At 53.9% G+C, this 18,755-nt stretch carries 10 protein-coding genes; 4 read left to right on the top strand and 6 right to left on the bottom strand.

Annotation, left to right across the window (positions count from 1 at the left end; translation table 11 throughout):
* Nucleotides 1-83: 83 nt before the first annotated feature.
* Both ASU33_RS19510 and ASU33_RS19515 read right to left on the bottom strand, forming a co-directional pair.
* Nucleotides 84-1,736 carry a RagB/SusD family nutrient uptake outer membrane protein gene (locus ASU33_RS19510; protein ID WP_059072469.1) on the bottom strand — a complete coding sequence of 551 codons (1,653 nt, stop codon included), beginning with the start codon at nucleotides 1,734-1,736 and terminating at the stop codon, nucleotides 84-86.
* Between the two features lie 22 nt (nucleotides 1,737-1,758).
* Complete coding sequence (locus tag ASU33_RS19515; RefSeq protein WP_078063269.1) at nucleotides 1,759-4,905, bottom strand: SusC/RagA family TonB-linked outer membrane protein; 3,147 nt, start codon at nucleotides 4,903-4,905, stop codon at nucleotides 1,759-1,761.
* Between the two features lie 372 nt (nucleotides 4,906-5,277).
* On the opposite strand from ASU33_RS19515, the gene ASU33_RS19520 reads away from it, so the two are divergent.
* From ASU33_RS19520 to ASU33_RS19535, 4 genes are all read left to right on the top strand, one after another.
* Nucleotides 5,278-8,292: a SusC/RagA family TonB-linked outer membrane protein gene (locus ASU33_RS19520; RefSeq protein ID WP_078063270.1), complete on the top strand. Its 3,015-nt coding sequence runs from the start codon at nucleotides 5,278-5,280 to the stop codon at nucleotides 8,290-8,292.
* A 19-nt stretch (nucleotides 8,293-8,311) separates the two neighbouring features.
* A complete protein-coding gene (locus ASU33_RS19525; protein WP_059072472.1) occupies nucleotides 8,312-9,688 on the top strand; it encodes a RagB/SusD family nutrient uptake outer membrane protein in 1,377 nt (458 codons plus the stop codon).
* A gap of 385 nt (nucleotides 9,689-10,073) precedes the next feature.
* On the top strand, nucleotides 10,074-13,385 hold the full coding sequence (locus tag ASU33_RS19530) for a SusC/RagA family TonB-linked outer membrane protein (RefSeq protein ID WP_059072473.1): 3,312 nt from the start codon (nucleotides 10,074-10,076) through the stop codon (nucleotides 13,383-13,385).
* 19 nt (nucleotides 13,386-13,404) lie between these two features.
* Nucleotides 13,405-14,838, top strand: a complete 1,434-nt coding sequence (locus ASU33_RS19535) for a SusD/RagB family nutrient-binding outer membrane lipoprotein (RefSeq protein WP_059072474.1) — start codon at nucleotides 13,405-13,407, stop codon at nucleotides 14,836-14,838.
* 145 nt (nucleotides 14,839-14,983) lie between these two features.
* Here the strand turns inward: ASU33_RS19535 and prfB are convergent.
* The 4 genes from prfB to ASU33_RS19555 all read right to left on the bottom strand — a co-directional run bounded on the left by prfB (nucleotide 14,984) and on the right by ASU33_RS19555 (nucleotide 18,745).
* Nucleotides 14,984-16,061 (bottom strand): peptide chain release factor 2 gene (gene prfB, locus ASU33_RS19540; RefSeq protein WP_216818577.1). Its coding sequence is split into 2 segments (ribosomal slippage): nucleotides 14,984-16,009 and nucleotides 16,011-16,061, totalling 1,077 coding nucleotides; the frame shifts between segments, so codons are not numbered across the junction.
* Between the two features lie 146 nt (nucleotides 16,062-16,207).
* Nucleotides 16,208-17,272 (bottom strand): branched-chain amino acid aminotransferase, encoded by a 1,065-nt coding sequence (locus tag ASU33_RS19545; RefSeq protein WP_059072476.1) that lies wholly within the window; start codon nucleotides 17,270-17,272, stop codon nucleotides 16,208-16,210.
* Between the two features lie 67 nt (nucleotides 17,273-17,339).
* Nucleotides 17,340-17,888: a cob(I)yrinic acid a,c-diamide adenosyltransferase gene (locus ASU33_RS19550; protein ID WP_059072477.1), complete on the bottom strand. Its 549-nt coding sequence runs from the start codon at nucleotides 17,886-17,888 to the stop codon at nucleotides 17,340-17,342.
* A gap of 128 nt (nucleotides 17,889-18,016) precedes the next feature.
* Nucleotides 18,017-18,745 (bottom strand): ABC transporter ATP-binding protein, encoded by a 729-nt coding sequence (locus ASU33_RS19555; protein ID WP_059072478.1) that lies wholly within the window; start codon nucleotides 18,743-18,745, stop codon nucleotides 18,017-18,019.
* Nucleotides 18,746-18,755: the final 10 nt, after the last annotated feature.

The raw sequence follows: 18,755 nt of genomic DNA on the forward strand, positions 1-18,755 counted from the left end.
GCCTAGCAAGCTGTGCTTGCCATAAAACAAAAGCCCCGCCTGAACTCAGGCGGGGCTTTTGTTTTATGGCAAGCACAGCTTGCTTAGTATCCAGGGTTCTGCTGACTAGCCAGTGTGGGGTTGTTGGCAATTTCAGCAGCCGGAATCGGCCACAAGAAGCGGTAGTCGCTGTAAGGTATATCTGCAACCGAGCCGTTTATAACCGGACGAGTAGTGCAGTTATAGTTTGCACCGACTGCTTGCGATGCATCAAGTTTGCGCGGAATACCGCCACCCGGACGTGGGCTAAAGCGCACTGACGGGCCTGCCGATAGACGGTGGATGTCGTCCCAACGGAAACCTTCGCTAACCAACTCAATGCGGCGCTCATTCAAGATGGCGCGAATCAGTGCGTCGCCGGTTAGACCTGCGTACAAATCAGCAGCGCTAACAGCGCGGCCGCGGACTGCATTCAGCAACGTAAGAGCACGCACTTCGCCGGTAGCACCTAGGTTGGCTTCTGCTTCAGCTTGGTTCAGCAGAACTTCAGCGTAGCGGATGATAGGAGCGAAGTCGGAGTACGTAGCAGCGTCCTTGTACTTGGCACTAAAGACAGCACCAGCGGCACCGTTCTGCTGCGTCAGACCGGTACGGCGACGGTCGTCGCAGGGGACGAACGAGGCATTGAGCAGGTTGGGGCTGATGGATTCGAGACCACGACCGCCTATACCTGCCGGAGCAGCCGCGGGTGAGCCAAATACAGAACCCAACGAACCGTTAGTAGTAGAGTTGTCGTCGGAGCTGTTTTCAATCGAGAAGATATTCTCATTCGTTACCGACGCGCGGCCTTGCGAGGCAGCTTCCGGAGTAGCTTGCAGAGCATAGCCACCGTTGGCAGCCGGAGCCGTGAAGGTGGTGGTACCCGTAATTAGCTTATCACCCTCAACTTTGGCTTGTGCCCAGTTGCTTTGGTGAATGCGCAAGCGCTGCTTGAGAGCAATAGCAGCACCTTTGGTAGCACGAGTTACCTTTAAAGTGCCTGCGCGGTTGGCTGGCAACTTGCTTTCGGCGAAGTCGAGGTCTTCCAGCATTTTGGTGTACACCTCGTTTACCGGAGTGCGGCCGAGTGCACGTGCCCGCTCCAGGGCAGCAGGATTATTTACCGGGAAATCACGGTAGGGTACACCAGGGTTGTTGCCGTTGTTGTCGTTATAAGGCTTGGCGAAGTTGATCACCAACTCATGGTAGGAAAGAGCGCGCAGGAAACGCATCTCGCCTTCATAAGCTTCGGCATCAGTAGCCGAGATTACACCGTTTTGAGCAGCCGTACGAACACCGTCGATAACCAAGTTGGCTTGGTTGATGGTAGAGTACAAGTTGCTCCACATGTTCACGACGTTCGGGCTCGAAGGCGTGATGTTGTTCAGGCCTACGATGCCAAAGAAGCCGGCCATGTCTACAACGTCCTCGCCACGTACATCACCTAGGGCGGTGGCTGCCGAACCGAACGGGTAACCACGGGTACCTAGAGCGGTGCCGTTCAAGGGGTCGTAGTAGCCAGATTGGGCAGCGTTGTAAACACCAGTTACAGCTAAGCCAATGCGGTCGGGAGTGCTGAACGCAGCCGTTTCAGGCAGAGCGTCCAACGGCTGGAGGTCCGTCACATCGCACGATGCCATGCCCAGCGACAGGAAAGCGGCCAGTGCCATTACTCGCACCCGATGGGGGGCGAAAGCGGCCATAATGCGGTTATTCATGAATAAGAGTTGGCAGAAGTGATTAGAAACCTACGTTGAGACCAGCCGTGAACACGCGCTGCTGCGGGTTGCTGTTGTAGTCAATACCGAATTGGCTGTTCGAATCGTTGTTCGAGTTAACCTCGGGGTCAACGCCGGTGTACTTGGTAAAGGTGAATGCATTGCTAACCTGGCCGTAAACACGCACGCGAGCCAAGCCGGCGATAATGCCTTTGGGCAGAGTGTAGCCCAGCGAGATGTTCTGAATGCGTACGAAGTCGCCTTTCTCAACAAAGCGCGAGAGAGCCTCGCCCGAGCGGTTGATGAAGTCGGTGTTGGCGTAGCGCAGCTTCGGTACATCCGTTTCTTGGCCAGGCGTGGTCCAGCGGTCCAGAATCTTCGTGCTGTTGTTCAGGAAATCCTGACGGAGCAACTGGCGAGCGGTTTCGTTGAAAATCTTGTTGCCGCCCGAGAAGCGAATGAAGATCGACGCGTCGAAACCTTTGTAGGTAAACGAATTGGTTACACCGCCAAACCAGGTCGGGTTGGTGTTGCCAAGAATAACCTTATCCGTAGCGGCCAGAGGAGTAGTACGAGCCACTTGGCCAGCGGGAGTGGTGCCGGTAGCCGGCCCTAGGGCTGCACCAGGGTTAGCCGGATCGTAGGGGTAGAAGGTATTATTATCTACGTTGGCTTGTACCAACGAGCCATCAGCCTTGCGATAGATGGGGTAACCGTTGGCCGAGTTTATGCCTTGTGAGTCATACCCGAAGATTGAGCCGATTGGCTGACCTACGCGGTTCACAGTGTAGGTGAACAGAATGTCCTCGTTGCGGTACAGCTCCTTGATGGTGCTCTTGTTGGTCGAGAAGTTCACGTTGGTATTCCACGTGAAGTTTTCGCCTTGGATATTTTGGGAGTTGAAGTTGAATTCAAAGCCCTTGCTTTCGAGGCGACCAATGTTCGCAGCGTAGGAACTGCCCGGAACGCCAAACGACAGCGGCACCGGCACGCGCAGGATTTGGTCGTCGTTGTCGTTGATGTAGTAATCGGCGCTGAACGTGATACGGTTATCGAGCAAGCCAATTTCGAAGCCCGCGTCTTTTTTCTTCGACGTTTCCCACTTCAGGTCAGGGTTGCCGAACTGACCGTCGCGGTTGTAACCTAGACCGTTCTGCGCACCGTATTTGCCGGGGCCAAAAATACCCGAGTACGGGAAGAGACCGATATCGGTGTTGCCTACTACGGCGTAGCTAGCCCGGAACTTCAAGTCCGAAATTGCATTAAGCCCAAGGTTCTTGAAGAAAGGCTCTTCCGACACGCGCCAGCCCACCGAAGCACCGGGGAACAAGCCGTAGCGGTTTTCCTTAGGCAATGAGGACAGACCGTCGTAACGAGCTGTTACGCTGAACAGGTAACGATCTTTGAAACCGTAGTTCAAACGACCGAAGTACGACTGGAAGCCGTTCTCATTTACAGTACCACCAACCGTCGGCGCAGCAACAGTGCCCGATACAAGGTTTTCCGGGCCGAAGAAGGTGTCAGAAAGGCCGGTACCTTGAGCGAAGTACGACTGGAAGCGGGTGCGCTGGTATTCCAGACCACCTACGAAGCCAATCTTATGCGCGTCGGCAATGGTTTTGTTGTACGAAAGGGTGTTCTGCCAGTTCCAACGGAAGGTAGGAGCAAACTGCTGGAACACGATACCGTTCGGACCACGACCGTCGCCGTGGCGCGGGTCGTTGTACTGGAAGTCGTCGTTCAGCAGGAAGTCGGTGCCGTACTGCGTACGCAGACGCAAGTCTTTCAACGGTTCCACCTCGGCGTAAACGTTACCTAATGCCCGGTAAGTTGTGCCTCTATAAACGTTATTTTCCAACGGGAAAATAATGTTGGGGTAGTTGAAGGCAATGCCAAGGGTATTGCTACCCTGACCTACTACAGCGGGGTTGCTGGTGCTGATGTAAGGAGTGCCATCAGTGTTACGAGCCGGAACGTTCGGGAACAGCGACAAAGCGTTGGTCACGTTGCCCGACAAGCCGTTTACGCTGGTGTTCAAACCGTTGGTCTCCGTACGCGTCAAGCCCACGTTCAAGCCTACGCGCAGCCACTTCAGTACTTCCTGATCAACGTTGCTGCGGAAAGTGGCGCGTTGCAGTGAGTTGGCTTTCAGTACAGCGTTCTGATCGGTATAGCCAGCCGAGAAGAAGTAGTTCGTTTTTTCGGTAGCACCGCTGATCGAAACAGCGTGGTTTTGCTGGAAGCCCGTGCGGAAGATTTCATCCTGCCAATCGGTGCTTACAGGGCTGCCATTTTGCTCAAAGGGGAAAGCAATGGCACCTTGGTTGTTATTGCGACGCTTCTCGTTGTTGATTTCAATGAATTGATCAGCATTGAGAACCTCGTAACGCTTAACGGTTTTGGCCCAGCCAAACCAGTTATCGTAATTGATCTGGGCTTTACCCAGGCGGCCTTTTTTGGTCGTGATAAGAATTACGCCGTTTGCACCGCGCGAGCCGTAGATAGCCGTTGCCGAGCCATCTTTCAGCACTTCGTACGACTCAATATCAGAGGGGTTGATGTCGGCCAAGGCATTGCTTGCCACTACACCGCTCTGGTCGCCCGTAATTACAGGCACACCATCGATTACAACGAGCGGGCTTGCACCCGACGAAATCGAGTTAGTACCACGAACTCGGATGCGGGGCGCCTGGCCCAACAGACCCGAAGGCGTGGTGGCCTGCACACCAGCCGCACGGCCAGCCAGTTGCTGGTCGAAGCTAGGAGTGGGTAGGTTAGCAATTTCTTCGCCTTTCACCGAAGCAATCGAGCCAGTTACGTCGCGGCGCTCCTGCGTGCCGTAACCAGTTACTACTACCTCGCTTAGCTGCTTGTTGTCAGCTGCCAAACCAATGTTTACTTGGTTTTCGGTACCGAGTGCACGCTCAATTGAAACGAAGCCTACGGAGCTAATCACCAAAGTGCCGCCTGAAGCAGGGGCACTCAGGGTAAACGTGCCGTCGGAGTTGGTCGATACACCCGTTGTGGTGCCTTTCAGCAGCACCGTTGCCCCAGGAATACCTTCACCGGTAGCCCGGTCAGTTACTCGGCCTGAAACGGACCTGTCTTGGGCCACCGTCTGGTGCGCCATGGCCACCAGGGGTAGTAGTCCCAGTAAAAGTTTGTTCATGCGTTTAAATAGTGAATGAGATGGTGTCGAGCCTTAAAGCTCATCAAATGGTGCCAAAAGATAGCGAAGTAATTTCTTGGGCAAATGCTTTAATCGTTTTTTAAGTCAACCGGCCCAACTCTGTTCAATGCTTCACAGAGCCAATTTGATAGGTGAATAGTAGTACTAACATGTACCCATAGTTTATCTATGTAAGCATTGGACCACTTTATATATTGAATTAATCTTTCAGGGTATATAATTTTAATGTAAATATCAATTTTAAAATATTATTGCATTATATCAGAATAATTTAAAAGTATATTGGTTAAGTGCGTGAATTAATGATACCTTATCTTATTCACTCACCAAATCATCCTAACAAGCGTGCGTATGAAAACACTGTTAGCTGTATCCTTATTGGTAGCAGTTAGTGCCGTACAGCCTGCCGTAGCGCAAACGCGGCAGATAACCGGACGCGTTACCGATGCCTCAACGGGGCAGGGATTACCGGGAGTTACTGTGTTGGTTAAAGGAACCACGACCGGCGCTTCCACCGGAGCCGATGGTACGTTCTCGATCGACGCACCAGCCACTGCCACCACACTAGCCTTCAGCTTTGTGGGCTACAAAACAATTGAGCAGCCCATCGGTAGCTCAGGCGTCATCAACGTGTCGCTTGCTGCCGACACTCGCCAGTTGGAGGAAGTAGTAGTGTCGGGCTTGGCCACCACGGTGAAACGCTCCAACCTAGCCAACTCCGTAGCTACCATCTCGGCGCAAGAGCTAACGGGCATCACCCGTCCGGTAACTGTGGATGCTGCTATCAATGGCAAACTGGCTGGGGCCAACATTTCGCAGAACAGCGGCGCACCAGGCGGCGGCCTGTCGGTGCAATTGCGCGGTATTTCTACCATCACCGGTAGTTCGCAGCCACTCTATATTATAGATGGTGTATATGTGAACAACGAGCAGGTAGGTAACGGGGCAGGTTCGCCGGCTTTCTCGGGTGCATCGGCTTCAACCACCCGCACCACGCAAGACCAAACCATCAACCGCCTCTCTGACCTTAACCCCAACGACATTGAGTCGATTGAGGTACTAAAAGGCCCTAGTGCGGCGGCTATTTATGGAACGCGCGGCAATGCGGGCGTAATCATCATCCGTACAAAACGCGGTAGCGCTGGCAGAGCCAAAGTAAGCCTAACCCAAGACATAGGTATTGCTCGCGCTTGGCGCCTGTTGGGTAAGGAAGACTGGAACGAAGAGAAGATCCGGCGGGTGTTTACTGGGCAAACCGCCGAAGATGAAGTTGCACTGTGGCGCGAGCAAACCGCGGCTGGCCGCATCTACGACTACGAAGAGGAAATCTTTGGTAACACCGGCGTACTCTCAAACACTACGCTCAGCGTGGCAGGTGGGGCCGAGAATACCAAATTCTATGTATCTGGCTCAACCAACAACGAGTCGGGTATTGTGAAGAAAACGGGTTTTCAGCGCAATTCCATCCGAGCCAACATCGACCAGAAGATAGGTAAGCTGATTGACTTAGGCATTAGCACCAACTTCATCAACTCGCAAAACAACCGGGGCTGGACGGGCAACGATAACAACGGTATTTCTTATACCTATAGCCTGCCTTACACGCCGAGCTACCACGAATTGCACCGCTTGCCAAACGGTACTTTCCCAGATGCCCGCCGCACGCCCGATAACCCGCTGGCTATTGTGGAGCGGGCCGTTAACGACGAGTCGACCAATCGTTTCCTGACGGGCTTAAACGCTACCATCCGCATCATCGACCGCGACAACTCTTCGTTGCGCTTCAACCTGCAGGGCGGTACCGACTTTGCTTACACCGAAAACTTCTTGCACCTGCCTTCGGACCTGCAGTCGCAGCGCGACCTAGCAAACCCAGGAGCCTCGCGCCTCACCAAAACGCGCGCTTTCTTCACCAACCTGCAAGGGGGCTTGGTATACGATTGGCGCTTGCTCGATGGCAACCTGGCTATGACTTCGCAAGCTGGTACTGTACGCCTAAGCCGCAAGTTCAACCAGAGCTACACTCAGGGCATTGGATTGCTACCAGGGCAGGAAAGCACCAACACCGGTGCTATCATTACCCAAAACGCTTTCGAGAGCGAGCAAACCGACGTTGGCTTCTTCGCACAGCAGGAAGTTAACTGGCGCGACCGAATCGTGGTGACGGGCGGTATTCGCTTCGACAAGAGCAATGCCATCGGCGACCCGGACAAGCTATACCCGTTCCCGAAGGCTTCGATTGCTGTGAACGTGGCCAACTTCGATTTCTGGACGCTTGATGTGGTAAACGTGTTGAAGCCGCGTTTTGCCTACGGTCAAACGGCAGGGGTACCGCCTTTCACGGCTAAGTTCTTCCCATTGCAGCCAATTGGTGCTGGTGCTGGCCTAGGTCTGATTCAGCAAGTTTCGATTGGTAACCGCGACGTGGAGCCGGAGCGCGCCACCGAACTGGAAGCCGGTATCGACTTTGGCTTCTTCGAAAACCGACTCACTTTTGAGGCCACGGCTTACAAGAAATCTGTGTTCGATATCCTGCGCCAGTTCACGCTAGCTTCGAGTACGGGCGTGCAGCAAGTAGCCGGTATTGGTGACTTGTCGGCTACGGTGGGTGCTTACCCCGTGGGCGACTTGGAGAACAAGGGTATCGAGTTAACCCTAGGTATCAACCCAGTAAAGCAGGATAACTTCAACTGGAACTCGACCACGCAGTTCTGGTTCAACCGCAGCAAGGTTACGCGCTCCATCATTCCGGTAAACGGTGTAGGGTCGAGCTTTGGCAACACCTTTGGGCGTAACCTGTGGGCAGTAGGGGAGTCGCCCTCGCGTTGGTTTGGTACGCCAGCCGACCCCAACGGCTTGTTTGGCCTCACGCGCTACGAGGATGCGCAACCACGCTTCCAGATGTCGTTCCTGAACCAGATTTCGTTTCTGCGTAGCTTCGATTTGTCGTTCTTGCTGCACTGGAAAAACGGAGGCTACATCAGCAACCTGAGCCGAGTGCTGAAAGATGAGGGCGGTACTACCGAGGACTGGAGCGAAGACGATAACGGCAACGGCATTCCGAACGGCGTCGAGCGCCAGAGCGCTACCGCACGCGAGTTCATTCAGGATGGCAGCTACGTGCGTTTGCGCGAGGCGTCGTTGTACTACACCATTCCACAAGCTGCGCGCACAGCCGTGTTCGGCAACGTGGTTTCCAACATCCGCGTGGGTGTATCGGGCTACAACCTGATTACCTGGACGGATTATCCGGGCTATGACCCAGAGGTATCTAACTTCGGCAACGTAGCCAACGCTGCTCTTGTCGATGTAAGTGCCTTCCCGAACACGCGCCGCATGTTCTTCCACGTAGCCGTTGAGTTCTAACGCTGACCCCCTCCATTCTATGAAATACATTGTTCTTACTCTCCGTAGCCTAGGGTTTGCTGCGCTAGTACTATCGGCCTCTTCCTGTGCTTTCTTCGAAGTTGATGATGTTCAGGATCCGAATAACCCCGACGCAGCTGCTTTTCAGAGCAATCCTAGCTTAGCGCAAATCCAAGCCTTGGCTTCGGGTACCGAGGCATCCTTGCGCCTCGGCTACCAAGGCCAAGGTCCTTACCTGAACGTAACGGGTACTTTCGGGCGCGAAGTGGTGGTGCTGGCTACCAACGAATCGCGTTGGTATACCGAACTACTAGGTACCCGCGACCAAGACAACGCCGCCTTCTACAACTCGGCCTACCCAGATTTTGCTCGGGCGCGCCGCGTAGCTCAAATTCTACGGCAATCAGCTGCCACCGCCGCTGTGCTTTCCGATCAGCAGAAGCAAGCTGTGAACGGCTATGCTCACACCATGGAGGCTTTGGCGCAGTTGTACATTCTGAACCTACAGGGTGAAAATGGCATCCGCACCGATGTAGAAGACCCGCTGAATCCAGGACCATTCGTGAGCTATGAGGAAGGGCTGAATTTTATTACTCAGCTTTTGAACCAAGCTTCTACCGAGCTAGCTGCCGGTGGTGCTGCTTTCCCGTTCAAGTTCACGACGGGTGGGTTCACTGGCTTTGATACACCAGAGACCTTCAACCGGTTTAACCGAGCCATTGCTACTCGCGTGGCCGTGTACCGCCGCGATTGGGCTACCGCGCGGACATTGCTTGGGCAGTCGTTCTACAGCGAAACGGGTGACTTGACACTAGGTCCGAAAATCACCTACACGCCTGGGCAGCCACTCGACACCGGTAACCCGTACTTCCAAGCGCTGAATGCTAACCCGGCCACGCTGGTTACGGTGCAGCGCTCCATTCTTCAGGATACTTTAAAGCTGACTACAACTGGCCGTGATGCCCGTGTTCGAGCCAAAATTGGTCGTCGTACCACTCCTCGCAGCCTAGGTGGCATTACAGGTGCTTACCAACCACGGGTGTACTCATCCAATACGACACCCATTCCAATTATTCGAAATGAGGAGCTGATTCTGATAGCAGCCGAAGTCAACATCCAGCAGAGCAACTTGCCCGAGGCTGTACGATTGCTGAATATCATTCGCACGCGTTCCGGGAATATTGGGCCTTACACTGGAGCCGTTACGCAAGCCGCGCTAATTGATGAACTATTGCTGCAGCGCGAGTTCTCGTTGTTCTATGAAGGACATCGGTGGATAGACTACCGGCGTTATAACCGGCTTAACCAATTGGATTTAGAGTTGCCGACGCACAGGATATTTTCGGCAATGTTGCGCCCGTTTGCTGAGGTGGCTTGGGACGCCGCCAACCCGTAAGCTATTAGACTTTTGAGTGAAGCTTAACAGGGGCCGCGTGCATTAGCACGCGGCCCCTGTTTTTGTATTACTCATGGCTATGTAAGGGTACATTCTTGACTTATTATATAACTATGTTTATGCGAATTAGCCTTAAACATAGCCCAAACAGCATGGTTTTTAGACATAAGTAACATTTTAACTAATGAAGAATTCACAAAATCTTAGATTAAAGTTTCTTTAATATAAATGACTAAGGATTAGCGAGCTGTAGGTGCTTTTGTCTAAAATATAGGCGCAAGTTATTTGTACTATTAGGAAGAGGATGACTAATTCTTAGGTATGATACGATAATCTCTACTACCTTGCTTTTTCACTCACCATATTTTCCAATACCAAATCATTTATGAGAAAACTGTTAGCTGTACCCCTTCTAGGGGCAGTAGGTATCATCCAGCCTGCTGTAGCGCAGACAAGAGAAGTAAGTGGCCGGGTAACGGACGCTGCTTCGGGGCAAGGCCTACCCGGTGTCACTGTAATAGTTAAAGGAACTACTACCGGTGCATCGACGGACGCCAATGGCAGCTTTACCCTAAGCGTGCCGGCTGGTGCCACTACACTCACCTTCAGCTCGATTGGTTATGCAGCCGTAGAACGTACAATTGGTACTTCTTCGACCGTCGACGTAGCTCTTAGCGCCGACACCAAGCAGCTAAGCGAAGTAGTTGTAACTGCACTTGGCGTAGAAAGAACGCGCAACTCGTTGCCTTACTCGGCCACGCAGATTGAGAACGAGACCATCACGAAGGCCCGTAATACCAACGTGGTAAACGGCCTTTCGGGTAAGGTTGCTGGCGTACAAATCCGTCAAAGCAACTCGCTCGGCGGTTCGTCAAATATCCTGATTCGGGGTACTAAATCAGTAACTGGCAACAACCAACCGCTGTTCGTTGTTGACGGGGTGCCGATCAGTAACTCGAACACCAATACCTCCGACCAAGTTACTGGTCGTGGTGGCTACGACTACGGCAACGCTGCCGCCGACATTGCCCCCGACGACGTAGCTTCGGTTACAGTACTGAAAGGTGCTGCCGCAACCGCCCTGTACGGTGACCGTGCCGGCAACGGTGTTATCATGATCACGACTAAGAAAGGCCGTAAAGGCATGGGCGTGACTATTAACACTGGTCTAACAGTAGGCAAGGTTGATAAGAGCACCTTCATTAAATACCAGGACCGCTACGGCGCTGGCTACGGCAACTACTACGAGGACCCCTCGGGCAAGTTCCTGTACCGCGACATTGACGGCGACGGTAACGACGATCTAGTTGCTCCGCTTTCGGAGGATGCTTCGTACGGCGCGGCCTTCGACCCGAACCTGAACGTGTTTCAGTGGGATGCTTTCGACCCAACTTCGCCGAACTTCGGCAAAGCACGTCCGTGGGTAGCTGCTAAAAACGGTCCGATCTCGTTCTTCGAAACGGCTGTTTCCACCAACAACAGCGTTAGCATCGATGGTGGTAACGACAACGGTACTTTCAAGCTCGGCTACAACGACATCCGCGACAAGGGTATTCTGCCGAACAGTCAGGTTAATAAGAACATCCTCAACTTTGCTGGTTCGCTGAATATTACGCCCAAGCTGACTACCAGCGCCTCGGTAAACTTCACGCGTATCAAGGGCTTGGGCCGTTACGGTACTGGTTACTCGTCGCGCAACCTGATGACGAACTTCCGCCAGTGGTGGCAGACCAACGTCGACATCAAAGATCAGAAGGCCGCTTACGACCGCAACAACCAGAACGTAACCTGGAATTATCGCGATCCGGACGATCTGACCGCGATTTACTGGGATAACCCGTACTTCACGCGGTATCAGAACTTCCAAAACGACCAGCGTAACCGCGTATTCGGTAACGTAGTAGCTACCTACAAGTTTACTGATTGGTTTAACCTGATGGGCCGCGTAACCCTCGACTCTTACGACGAGATGCAGGAGGAGCGTCAGGCTATTGGTGCTACTACCAACGATGGTCCGGCTTTCTACTCCCGCTTCGACCGTACGTTCCGCGAGGCCAACTACGATCTGATTGGTAACTTCAACAAGAACATCACCGAGAACTTCTCGTTCCGTGGCTTGTTGGGTGCTAACCTTCGTCGTGAGCGCCGCCAGTCGATTCGTTCGACTACCAACGGTGGTCTGGTAGTGCCTGGTTTGTACTCCCTCTCGAACAGCGCACAGCTGCTTACTCCAGGCATCGAATCGGATTACCGTCGTGCGGTTGATGGCGTGTTTGCCAGCACCACCTTTGGTTTCCGCGAGATGGTGTTCCTCGATCTGACGCTGCGTCGCGATGTATCGTCGACGCTGCCGAAGAAGAACAATGCCTTCTACTACCCATCGGCTGCTGCAGGCTTTGTGTTCTCGGAACTGCTAAAAGACGTTACGTGGCTGTCGTACGCCAAGGCTCGCGCCAACTACGCAGAAGTAGGTTCGGGTGCCGAAGCGTATAACATAGTTGACGTATACGATAAACCGACGACCTTCGGCGACGTGCCGCTGTTCTCGGTACCGGGTACCAAAAACAATCCGGATTTGCGTTCGGAGCGCACCAAAGCTGCTGAGGTAGGCTTGGAAATGGCCTTCTTCCAGAGCCGTTTGGGCTTCGACGCCACCGTTTACCAGTCTAACTCGGTTGACCAAATCATTCCGGTTGCTATTTCGACTGCTACCGGCTATAACTCCCGCGTAGTAAACTCGGGTAATGTGCGTAACCGCGGCATTGAACTGACAGCGTACGTAACGCCGTTCCGTACGGATGATCTGAACTGGACCGTAAACGTGAACTGGACGCGCAACCGCAACCGCGTGATGTCGCTGTACGAGGGCGTTGACAACGTGCAGATTGCCAGCTACCAAGGCGGCGTAAGCTCGAACGCTACAGTAGGCCAGCCTTATGGTGTATTGCGCGGCTCGAACTACGTGTACGACAACAACGGTAACCGCCAAGTAACGGTAACTAAAAACGCTGCCGGAGTTCCTACTGCTGCTTACTACGCGCAGAGCACGACTGCCAACGAAGTTATCGGTGACCCGAACCCAGATTGGACGGGCGGCGTTGGCAACACGTTGTCGTGGAAAGGTATTTCGCTGTACGCCCTTGTTGATTTCCGGAAAGGTGGCGACGTGTTCTCGCTCGACCGTTACTACGGTCTTGCCACGGGTCTGACTCCAGAAACGGCTGGTGACAACGAACTTGGAAATCCCTCGCGTAATCCTGTTGTTCGTAACGCCGACGGATCTTATGCTCCCAACTCGGGTGGTGTAATCCTGGGCGGTACTTATGCTCCCGGCACCACCATCAATGGTGTAGATGTATCGGGCCAACCCAACACGGTTCGTACGAGCAACACCAACTATGGCCTCTATGGCTACGTTCGTAACCCTGCCGCTGGCTTTGTGTACGATGCTAGCTTCGTGAAGCTGCGTGAGGTGTCGCTGAGCTACTCGCTGCCGAAGAACCTGCTGGCTAAGTTTGGTCCGGTGCGCGGCATCGACGTGTCGCTCGTAGGCCGTAACCTGTGGATCATCCACAAAAACCTGCCTGATGCTGACCCGGAGGATGCTTTGAGCTCGGGCAACGCTGGACAGGGCTACCAAGTAGGCTCTTACCCCAACACCCGTACGGTAGGTGGTAATATCCGCTTCAGCTTCTAATTGATTTGTATTCTCAGAAATGAAAAAGCTTCTGTTATTCTGCATCCCGGCGCTGTTGTTTACAACGTCGTGTGTGGACTCGCTTGAGGAAGACTTCAACGTCAATCCTAAGGCTGCCACCAAAGTCCCGGGCACTACGCTGGTATCCAACGCTCAGCGTAACCTGGCGCGTACCATGGTAAGCGGTAGCGTTAACCTGAACGTATTCCGTTTGTACGTGCAGCAGTGGGCCCAAACCACGTACTTCGACGAAAGCGTTTACGACATCAATACCCGCAACATCAACGGTGCATTCTGGAATGCTTTGTACCGCGATGTACTGCGTGATTTGAATGAGGCTAAGGGTCTTATTCAGGCCGATAACACCTTGAATGCGAAGGTAAAAGCCAATCAGTTGGCTTCTATCGAAGTGCTGGAAGTGTACGCTTGGTCAACGCTGGTTAACACCTTTGGTGATATTCCTTACACCCAAGCGCTCGACTTCAACAAGTCTCAGCCAGCGTACGATGACGACAAAGCCATTTACAACGACCTGATCAATCGACTGAATACAGCTATCGGCCAGTTCGATGCCTCGGCTGAGGGTCTAGGTGGCGGTGACTTGCTGTACCACGGTGATGTTAGCCATTGGGTAATGTTTGCCAATTCGCTGAAGCTGCGCATGGCTATGACTATTGCCGATGATGACGCTACCAAGGCCAAAACGATGGCTGAGCAGGCTGCCGGCAAAGTGTTCAAGTCGAACGATGACAACGCTCAGGTAACCTTCCTCGACACGCCTCCCAACACGAACCCGTTGTGGGAAGACCTCGTGCAGAGCGGTCGTAAAGACTATGTAGGCACGAGCCTGTTCGTTGGTACCCTGAACGACCTGAAGGATCCGCGCTTGGACGAATACTTTAAGCCAGTTGGTACTACCAGTACCTACAAAGGTGGAGTTTACGGTGTGAACAACAGCTCAACCAATTTCTCCAATCCAGGTCCGGCGTTGGAGGAGCAAACGCTGCCAGGTGTGCTGATGTCTTACTCGCAGGTAGAATTCCTGTTGGCTGATGCTGCTTCGCGCGGCTTCAACGTAGGTGGTACGGTTGCTTCGCACTACAACGCTGGTGTAACCGCCTCGATCCTGCAGTGGGGCAACACCCAAGCCGAAGCTACTGCTTACCTGCTCCAACCGGAGGTAGCTTACCTCACCGCAACGGGCTCTGCTAAGGATAAGATTGGCCGTCAGGAATGGATTGCGCTTTACAACCAGCCGGTTGATGCGTGGACCGAGGTACGTCGCTTGGATTCGCCGAAACTGACTGCACCCACAGGCGCTCGTTCAGCTCTGCCGATTCGCTTGACTTATCCTATTGCCGAGCAGAACGTAAACGGTGCTAACTACGCCGCTGCTGCCTCTGCAATTGGTGGTGACAAGGTTGAATCGAGGATCTTCTGGGATAAGAATTAGTCCCTAAGATCAATACTCAAACAAAAAGGGCTGCCCAGTTGGGCAGCCCTTTTTGTTTATAAAGGAAAAATTGCAGACCGAAACAAAAGAGGCACCCCTAGGTAGGGGTGCCTCTTTCGCCTCACAGCACCTATGTGGCTGCGGCTTAGCTTTCCATCAAGAAGGCCTTAATGTACGGGTCCAGGTCTCCATCAAGCACGTTCTGCACATCGGAGCGCTCAACGCCGGTGCGCAGGTCTTTTACCAACTTGTAAGGGTGCAACACGTAGTTCCTGATCTGCGAGCCGAAATCGATGCGTTTTTTGCCGGCTTCTACCTCAGCTTTGGCGGCGTTGCGCTTCTCCATTTCGATCTGGTATAAGCGCGACTTGAGCATGCGCAGCGCGTGCTCCTTATTCATGAGCTGGCTGCGCTCAATTTGGACGGCAATGACGATACCAGACGGAGCGTGCGTTAGGCGTACGGCCGTTTCTACTTTGTTCACGTTCTGCCCACCTGCGCCGCCTGCCCGGAACGTATCCCAAGTAATGTCGGAGGGGTTGATGGCGATGTTGATCGTATCGTCGACAACGGGGTAGGCGAATACCGACGCGAAGGAAGTATGACGCCGACCGCTGCTGTCGAACGGCGAGATGCGCACCAAACGGTGTACCCCGATTTCGCTTTTCAGGTAGCCATAGGCAAACTGCCCTTCTATCTCGAGCGTGGCCGATTTGATGCCAGCTCCTTCGCCGGGTTGGTAGTTAACCTCGCGCACTGTGAAGCCGTGCTTCTCGCCCCACATGATATACATGCGCATGAGCATCTCGGCCCAATCCTGGCTTTCGGTACCTCCTGCGCCGGGGTTTATTTCGAGGATGGCCGAGAGCTGGTCTTCTTCACCGGAGAGCATACGCTTGAACTCGAGTTGCTCCACGGTTTGCACCGCGTGGTCGAACTCGGCTCGCATTTCAGCTTCGGTGGCTTCGCCTTCCTTGTAGAAGTCGAACAGTACATCGGCATCGTCGACGGACTTTTGGGCTCTTTCGAAGTCGTCAGTCCACACCTTAATGCTTTTCAGCTCCTTGAGTGTGGTTTCAGCCTTCTTGGAGTCGTCCCAAAAGCCTGCCGATTGGCTTAGCTCTTCGAGCCGGGTGACTTCGGTTTTGCGGTTATCGTAGTCAAAGATACCTCCTTAAGGCCTCCACGCGGCCCTTCAGGTCTTTCACTTGTTCAGTGGTCATCTGAGCGAAAGGGTAGGGGGTTGATGTATGAAATATAGGCTGCCTGACGGGGCGGCTTATCGGCAAAGGTAACCTGCCGCAAACGAAGCCGCCTGCTGCGACCTAGGGGCCACAGCAGGCGGCAGTATTTTTTAAGCTTGAGTAGATTAAACGCGCACCATCCAACCGTGCGGATCGGGAGCTTGGCCGCCACGAATGGCGTCCAGGGCTTCGCCTACGCGGCGCGAGAAAGCATCGGCACCTGCTTGGGGCAGGTCGTAATCGGTGCCTTCGTAGCCGATGGTGGCAATTGGGGCAATAGTGGCTGCGGTGCCTACTCCAAATGCTTCTTGCAGTTTGCCTTGCTTGAGGGCTTCAATGATTTCGAGTACCGAAACCTTGCGTTCCTCTACGGTCATTCCCCAGTCGCGGGCGAGTTGGAGCACGCTCTTGCGGGTAATGCCATCGAGGATGGAAGAACTGAGGGCAGGCGTAACCACACGGCCATCAATCACGAAGATGGCGTTCATGGTACCCGATTCTTCCACGTAGCGGTGCTCTGAGGCATCCGTCCAGATGAGCTGGTTGTAGCCTTGCTGCTGCGCCAGTTTGGTGGGGTACATAGCCGCACCGTAATTACCGGCATTTTTGGCATAGCCGGCACCTCCTTCGGCCGAGCGTACGTACTTCTGCTCGAAGCGCACACGCAGGGGCTTGTTGTAGTACTTGCCCACGGGGCAAGTAAAGATCATGAAACGATAGTTATCGGAGGGGCGCACACCGATGAAGCCATCCGTGGCAAACATGAACGGACGGATGTACAGCGAGCTGCCCGTTGCACTAGGTACCCAGCCGGCATCGAGGCGAATGAGCTGCGACAAACCTTGCATGAAAAGCTCCTCTGGAATTTCGGGCATGCACATGCGCACAGCCGATTCGTTGAGGCGGCGCCAGTTGTCGAGGGGGCGGAACAGCGCAATTTCGCCGTTGGGGGCTTTGTAGGCCTTCATGCCCTCGAATATGGCTTGGCCATAATGCAGGGCCGAGTTGGCAGGGCTAACGGCCATGTCGCCGTAGGGCACAATTTGTGGTGCCTGCCACTCACCATCAGCATAATCGACGGCAAACATGTGGTCGGCGAAGATTTTGCCAAACTCAATATTGGCGGGGTCCAGCTCACCCAGGCGCGAGGCAGTGGTGGGCTGAATAGAAATCGTCAGCGTATCAAGCATGACTAACAGGAAAAATCTGTGGGGGAATGCGAGGAAAGTGCGGGTGCTTGGTTCTGAAACGGGGCAGTTACTGGCGCGGTTGCCAAATAATTTCTTCGGCCCCTAGGTCTTGCGCCATGCGGCGGGCTAGTACGAACAAGTAGTCGGAGAGCCGGTTTAAATACTTGACTACCAGATCGGGTACAAACGAATCCTCGCGCAAGGCTATGGCCAGGCGTTCGGCGCGGCGGCATACGCAGCGGGTTACGTGGGCTTGCGAAACAGCAGGATGCCCACCCGGCAGAATAAAGTGACGCAGCTCGGGTAACGATTCGTTAAGGCGGTCCATCTCCTTCTCCAACTCCTCAACGTCGGAATCGAGCAGATCGGGCAATTGCATGCGTGAACGTTCGGGGTCGGAGGCCAAGGTGGCGCCAATAGTGAACAGCCGATCCTGAATGTGCTTGAGCAGCGCGCGGTGCGGCAAGTTTACCTCCTGATCGCGCACAAGGCCAACCCAGGAGTTCAGTTCATCTACAGTGCCGTAGGCCTCGATGCGCAGGCTCGATTTGGGTACGCGCGTACCTCCGATAAGCGAAGTAAGTCCTTGGTCGCCGGTGCGGGTGTATATCTTCACAGATGCTGGTGAAAACGAGCTAGGCTAAGGCCAAGCCTCAAGCGAAATTAACAGGTAAAAAAGAAAGTGCCCCACCGGGTAGGTTGGGGCACTAAATCAAACAACACAACCTAGGGCACAACAGTAAATTAGCCTTGGGTGTTTAGGGCAATGTGGTGCGTAGCTACGTCGTGGTTGGGCAAGTCGCTTTCGATAAGGCCATCGCGCAGGCGCACAATGCGGTGCGAGTAGCGGGCAATATCCTCTTCGTGCGTGACCATAATAATGGTGTTGCCTTTCACGTACAGGGCCTCAAACAAGTCCATAATTTCATAGCTTGTTTTGGTATCGAGGTTGCCCGTAGGCTCGTCGGCGAGGATGATGCTGGGGTTATTTACCAGTGCGCGGGCAATGGCCACACGTTGGCGCTGGCCCCCCGACAACTCGTTGGGGCGGTGCTTGGCACGGGATTCGAGCCCAACACTGCGCAACGATTCCATGGCGCGCTCCTCGCGCTCCGATTTGGAGTAGCCCGCGTAGATAAGCGGCAAAGCCACGTTATCGAGAGCCGTAGCACGCGGCAGCAGGTTGAAGGTTTGGAACACGAAGCCAATTTCCCGATTGCGCACGTCGGCCAATTGGTTGTCCGTCATGCGGCTCACTTTGTGCCCGTTCAGGATATACTCGCCGGTAGTAGGCGTATCCAAACAGCCCACGATGTTCATGAGCGTCGACTTGCCCGAGCCCGAAGGACCCATGAAGGCAACATACTCGCCGCGCTGAATCCGGATTGTAACCGAGCGCAAAGCATGGATTTCCTCAGTGCCCATCCGGTACACTTTGGATATGTCGGTAGTTTCGATGACAGGCGGCAGCATGACAGCGTGG

The organism is Solirubrum puertoriconensis (assembly GCF_001483135.1).
GTDB lineage: Bacteria > Bacteroidota > Bacteroidia > Cytophagales > Hymenobacteraceae > Solirubrum > Solirubrum puertoriconensis.

Excerpts from the sequence above, each read along its gene's own strand:
- ASU33_RS19515 (WP_078063269.1), bottom strand. The coding sequence starts at position 4,905 with ATGAACAAACTTTTACTGGGACTACTACCCCTGGTGGCCATGGCGCAC.
- ASU33_RS19510 (WP_059072469.1), bottom strand. The coding sequence starts at position 1,736 with ATGAATAACCGCATTATGGCCGCTTTCGCCCCCCATCGGGTGCGAGTA.
- ASU33_RS19535 (WP_059072474.1), top strand. The coding sequence starts at position 13,405 with ATGAAAAAGCTTCTGTTATTCTGCATCCCGGCGCTGTTGTTTACAACG.
- ASU33_RS19520 (WP_078063270.1), top strand. The coding sequence starts at position 5,278 with ATGAAAACACTGTTAGCTGTATCCTTATTGGTAGCAGTTAGTGCCGTA.
- ASU33_RS19530 (WP_059072473.1), top strand. The coding sequence starts at position 10,074 with ATGAGAAAACTGTTAGCTGTACCCCTTCTAGGGGCAGTAGGTATCATC.
- ASU33_RS19525 (WP_059072472.1), top strand. The coding sequence starts at position 8,312 with ATGAAATACATTGTTCTTACTCTCCGTAGCCTAGGGTTTGCTGCGCTA.
- ASU33_RS19555 (WP_059072478.1), bottom strand. The coding sequence starts at position 18,745 with ATGCTGCCGCCTGTCATCGAAACTACCGACATATCCAAAGTGTACCGG.
- ASU33_RS19545 (WP_059072476.1), bottom strand. The coding sequence starts at position 17,272 with ATGCTTGATACGCTGACGATTTCTATTCAGCCCACCACTGCCTCGCGC.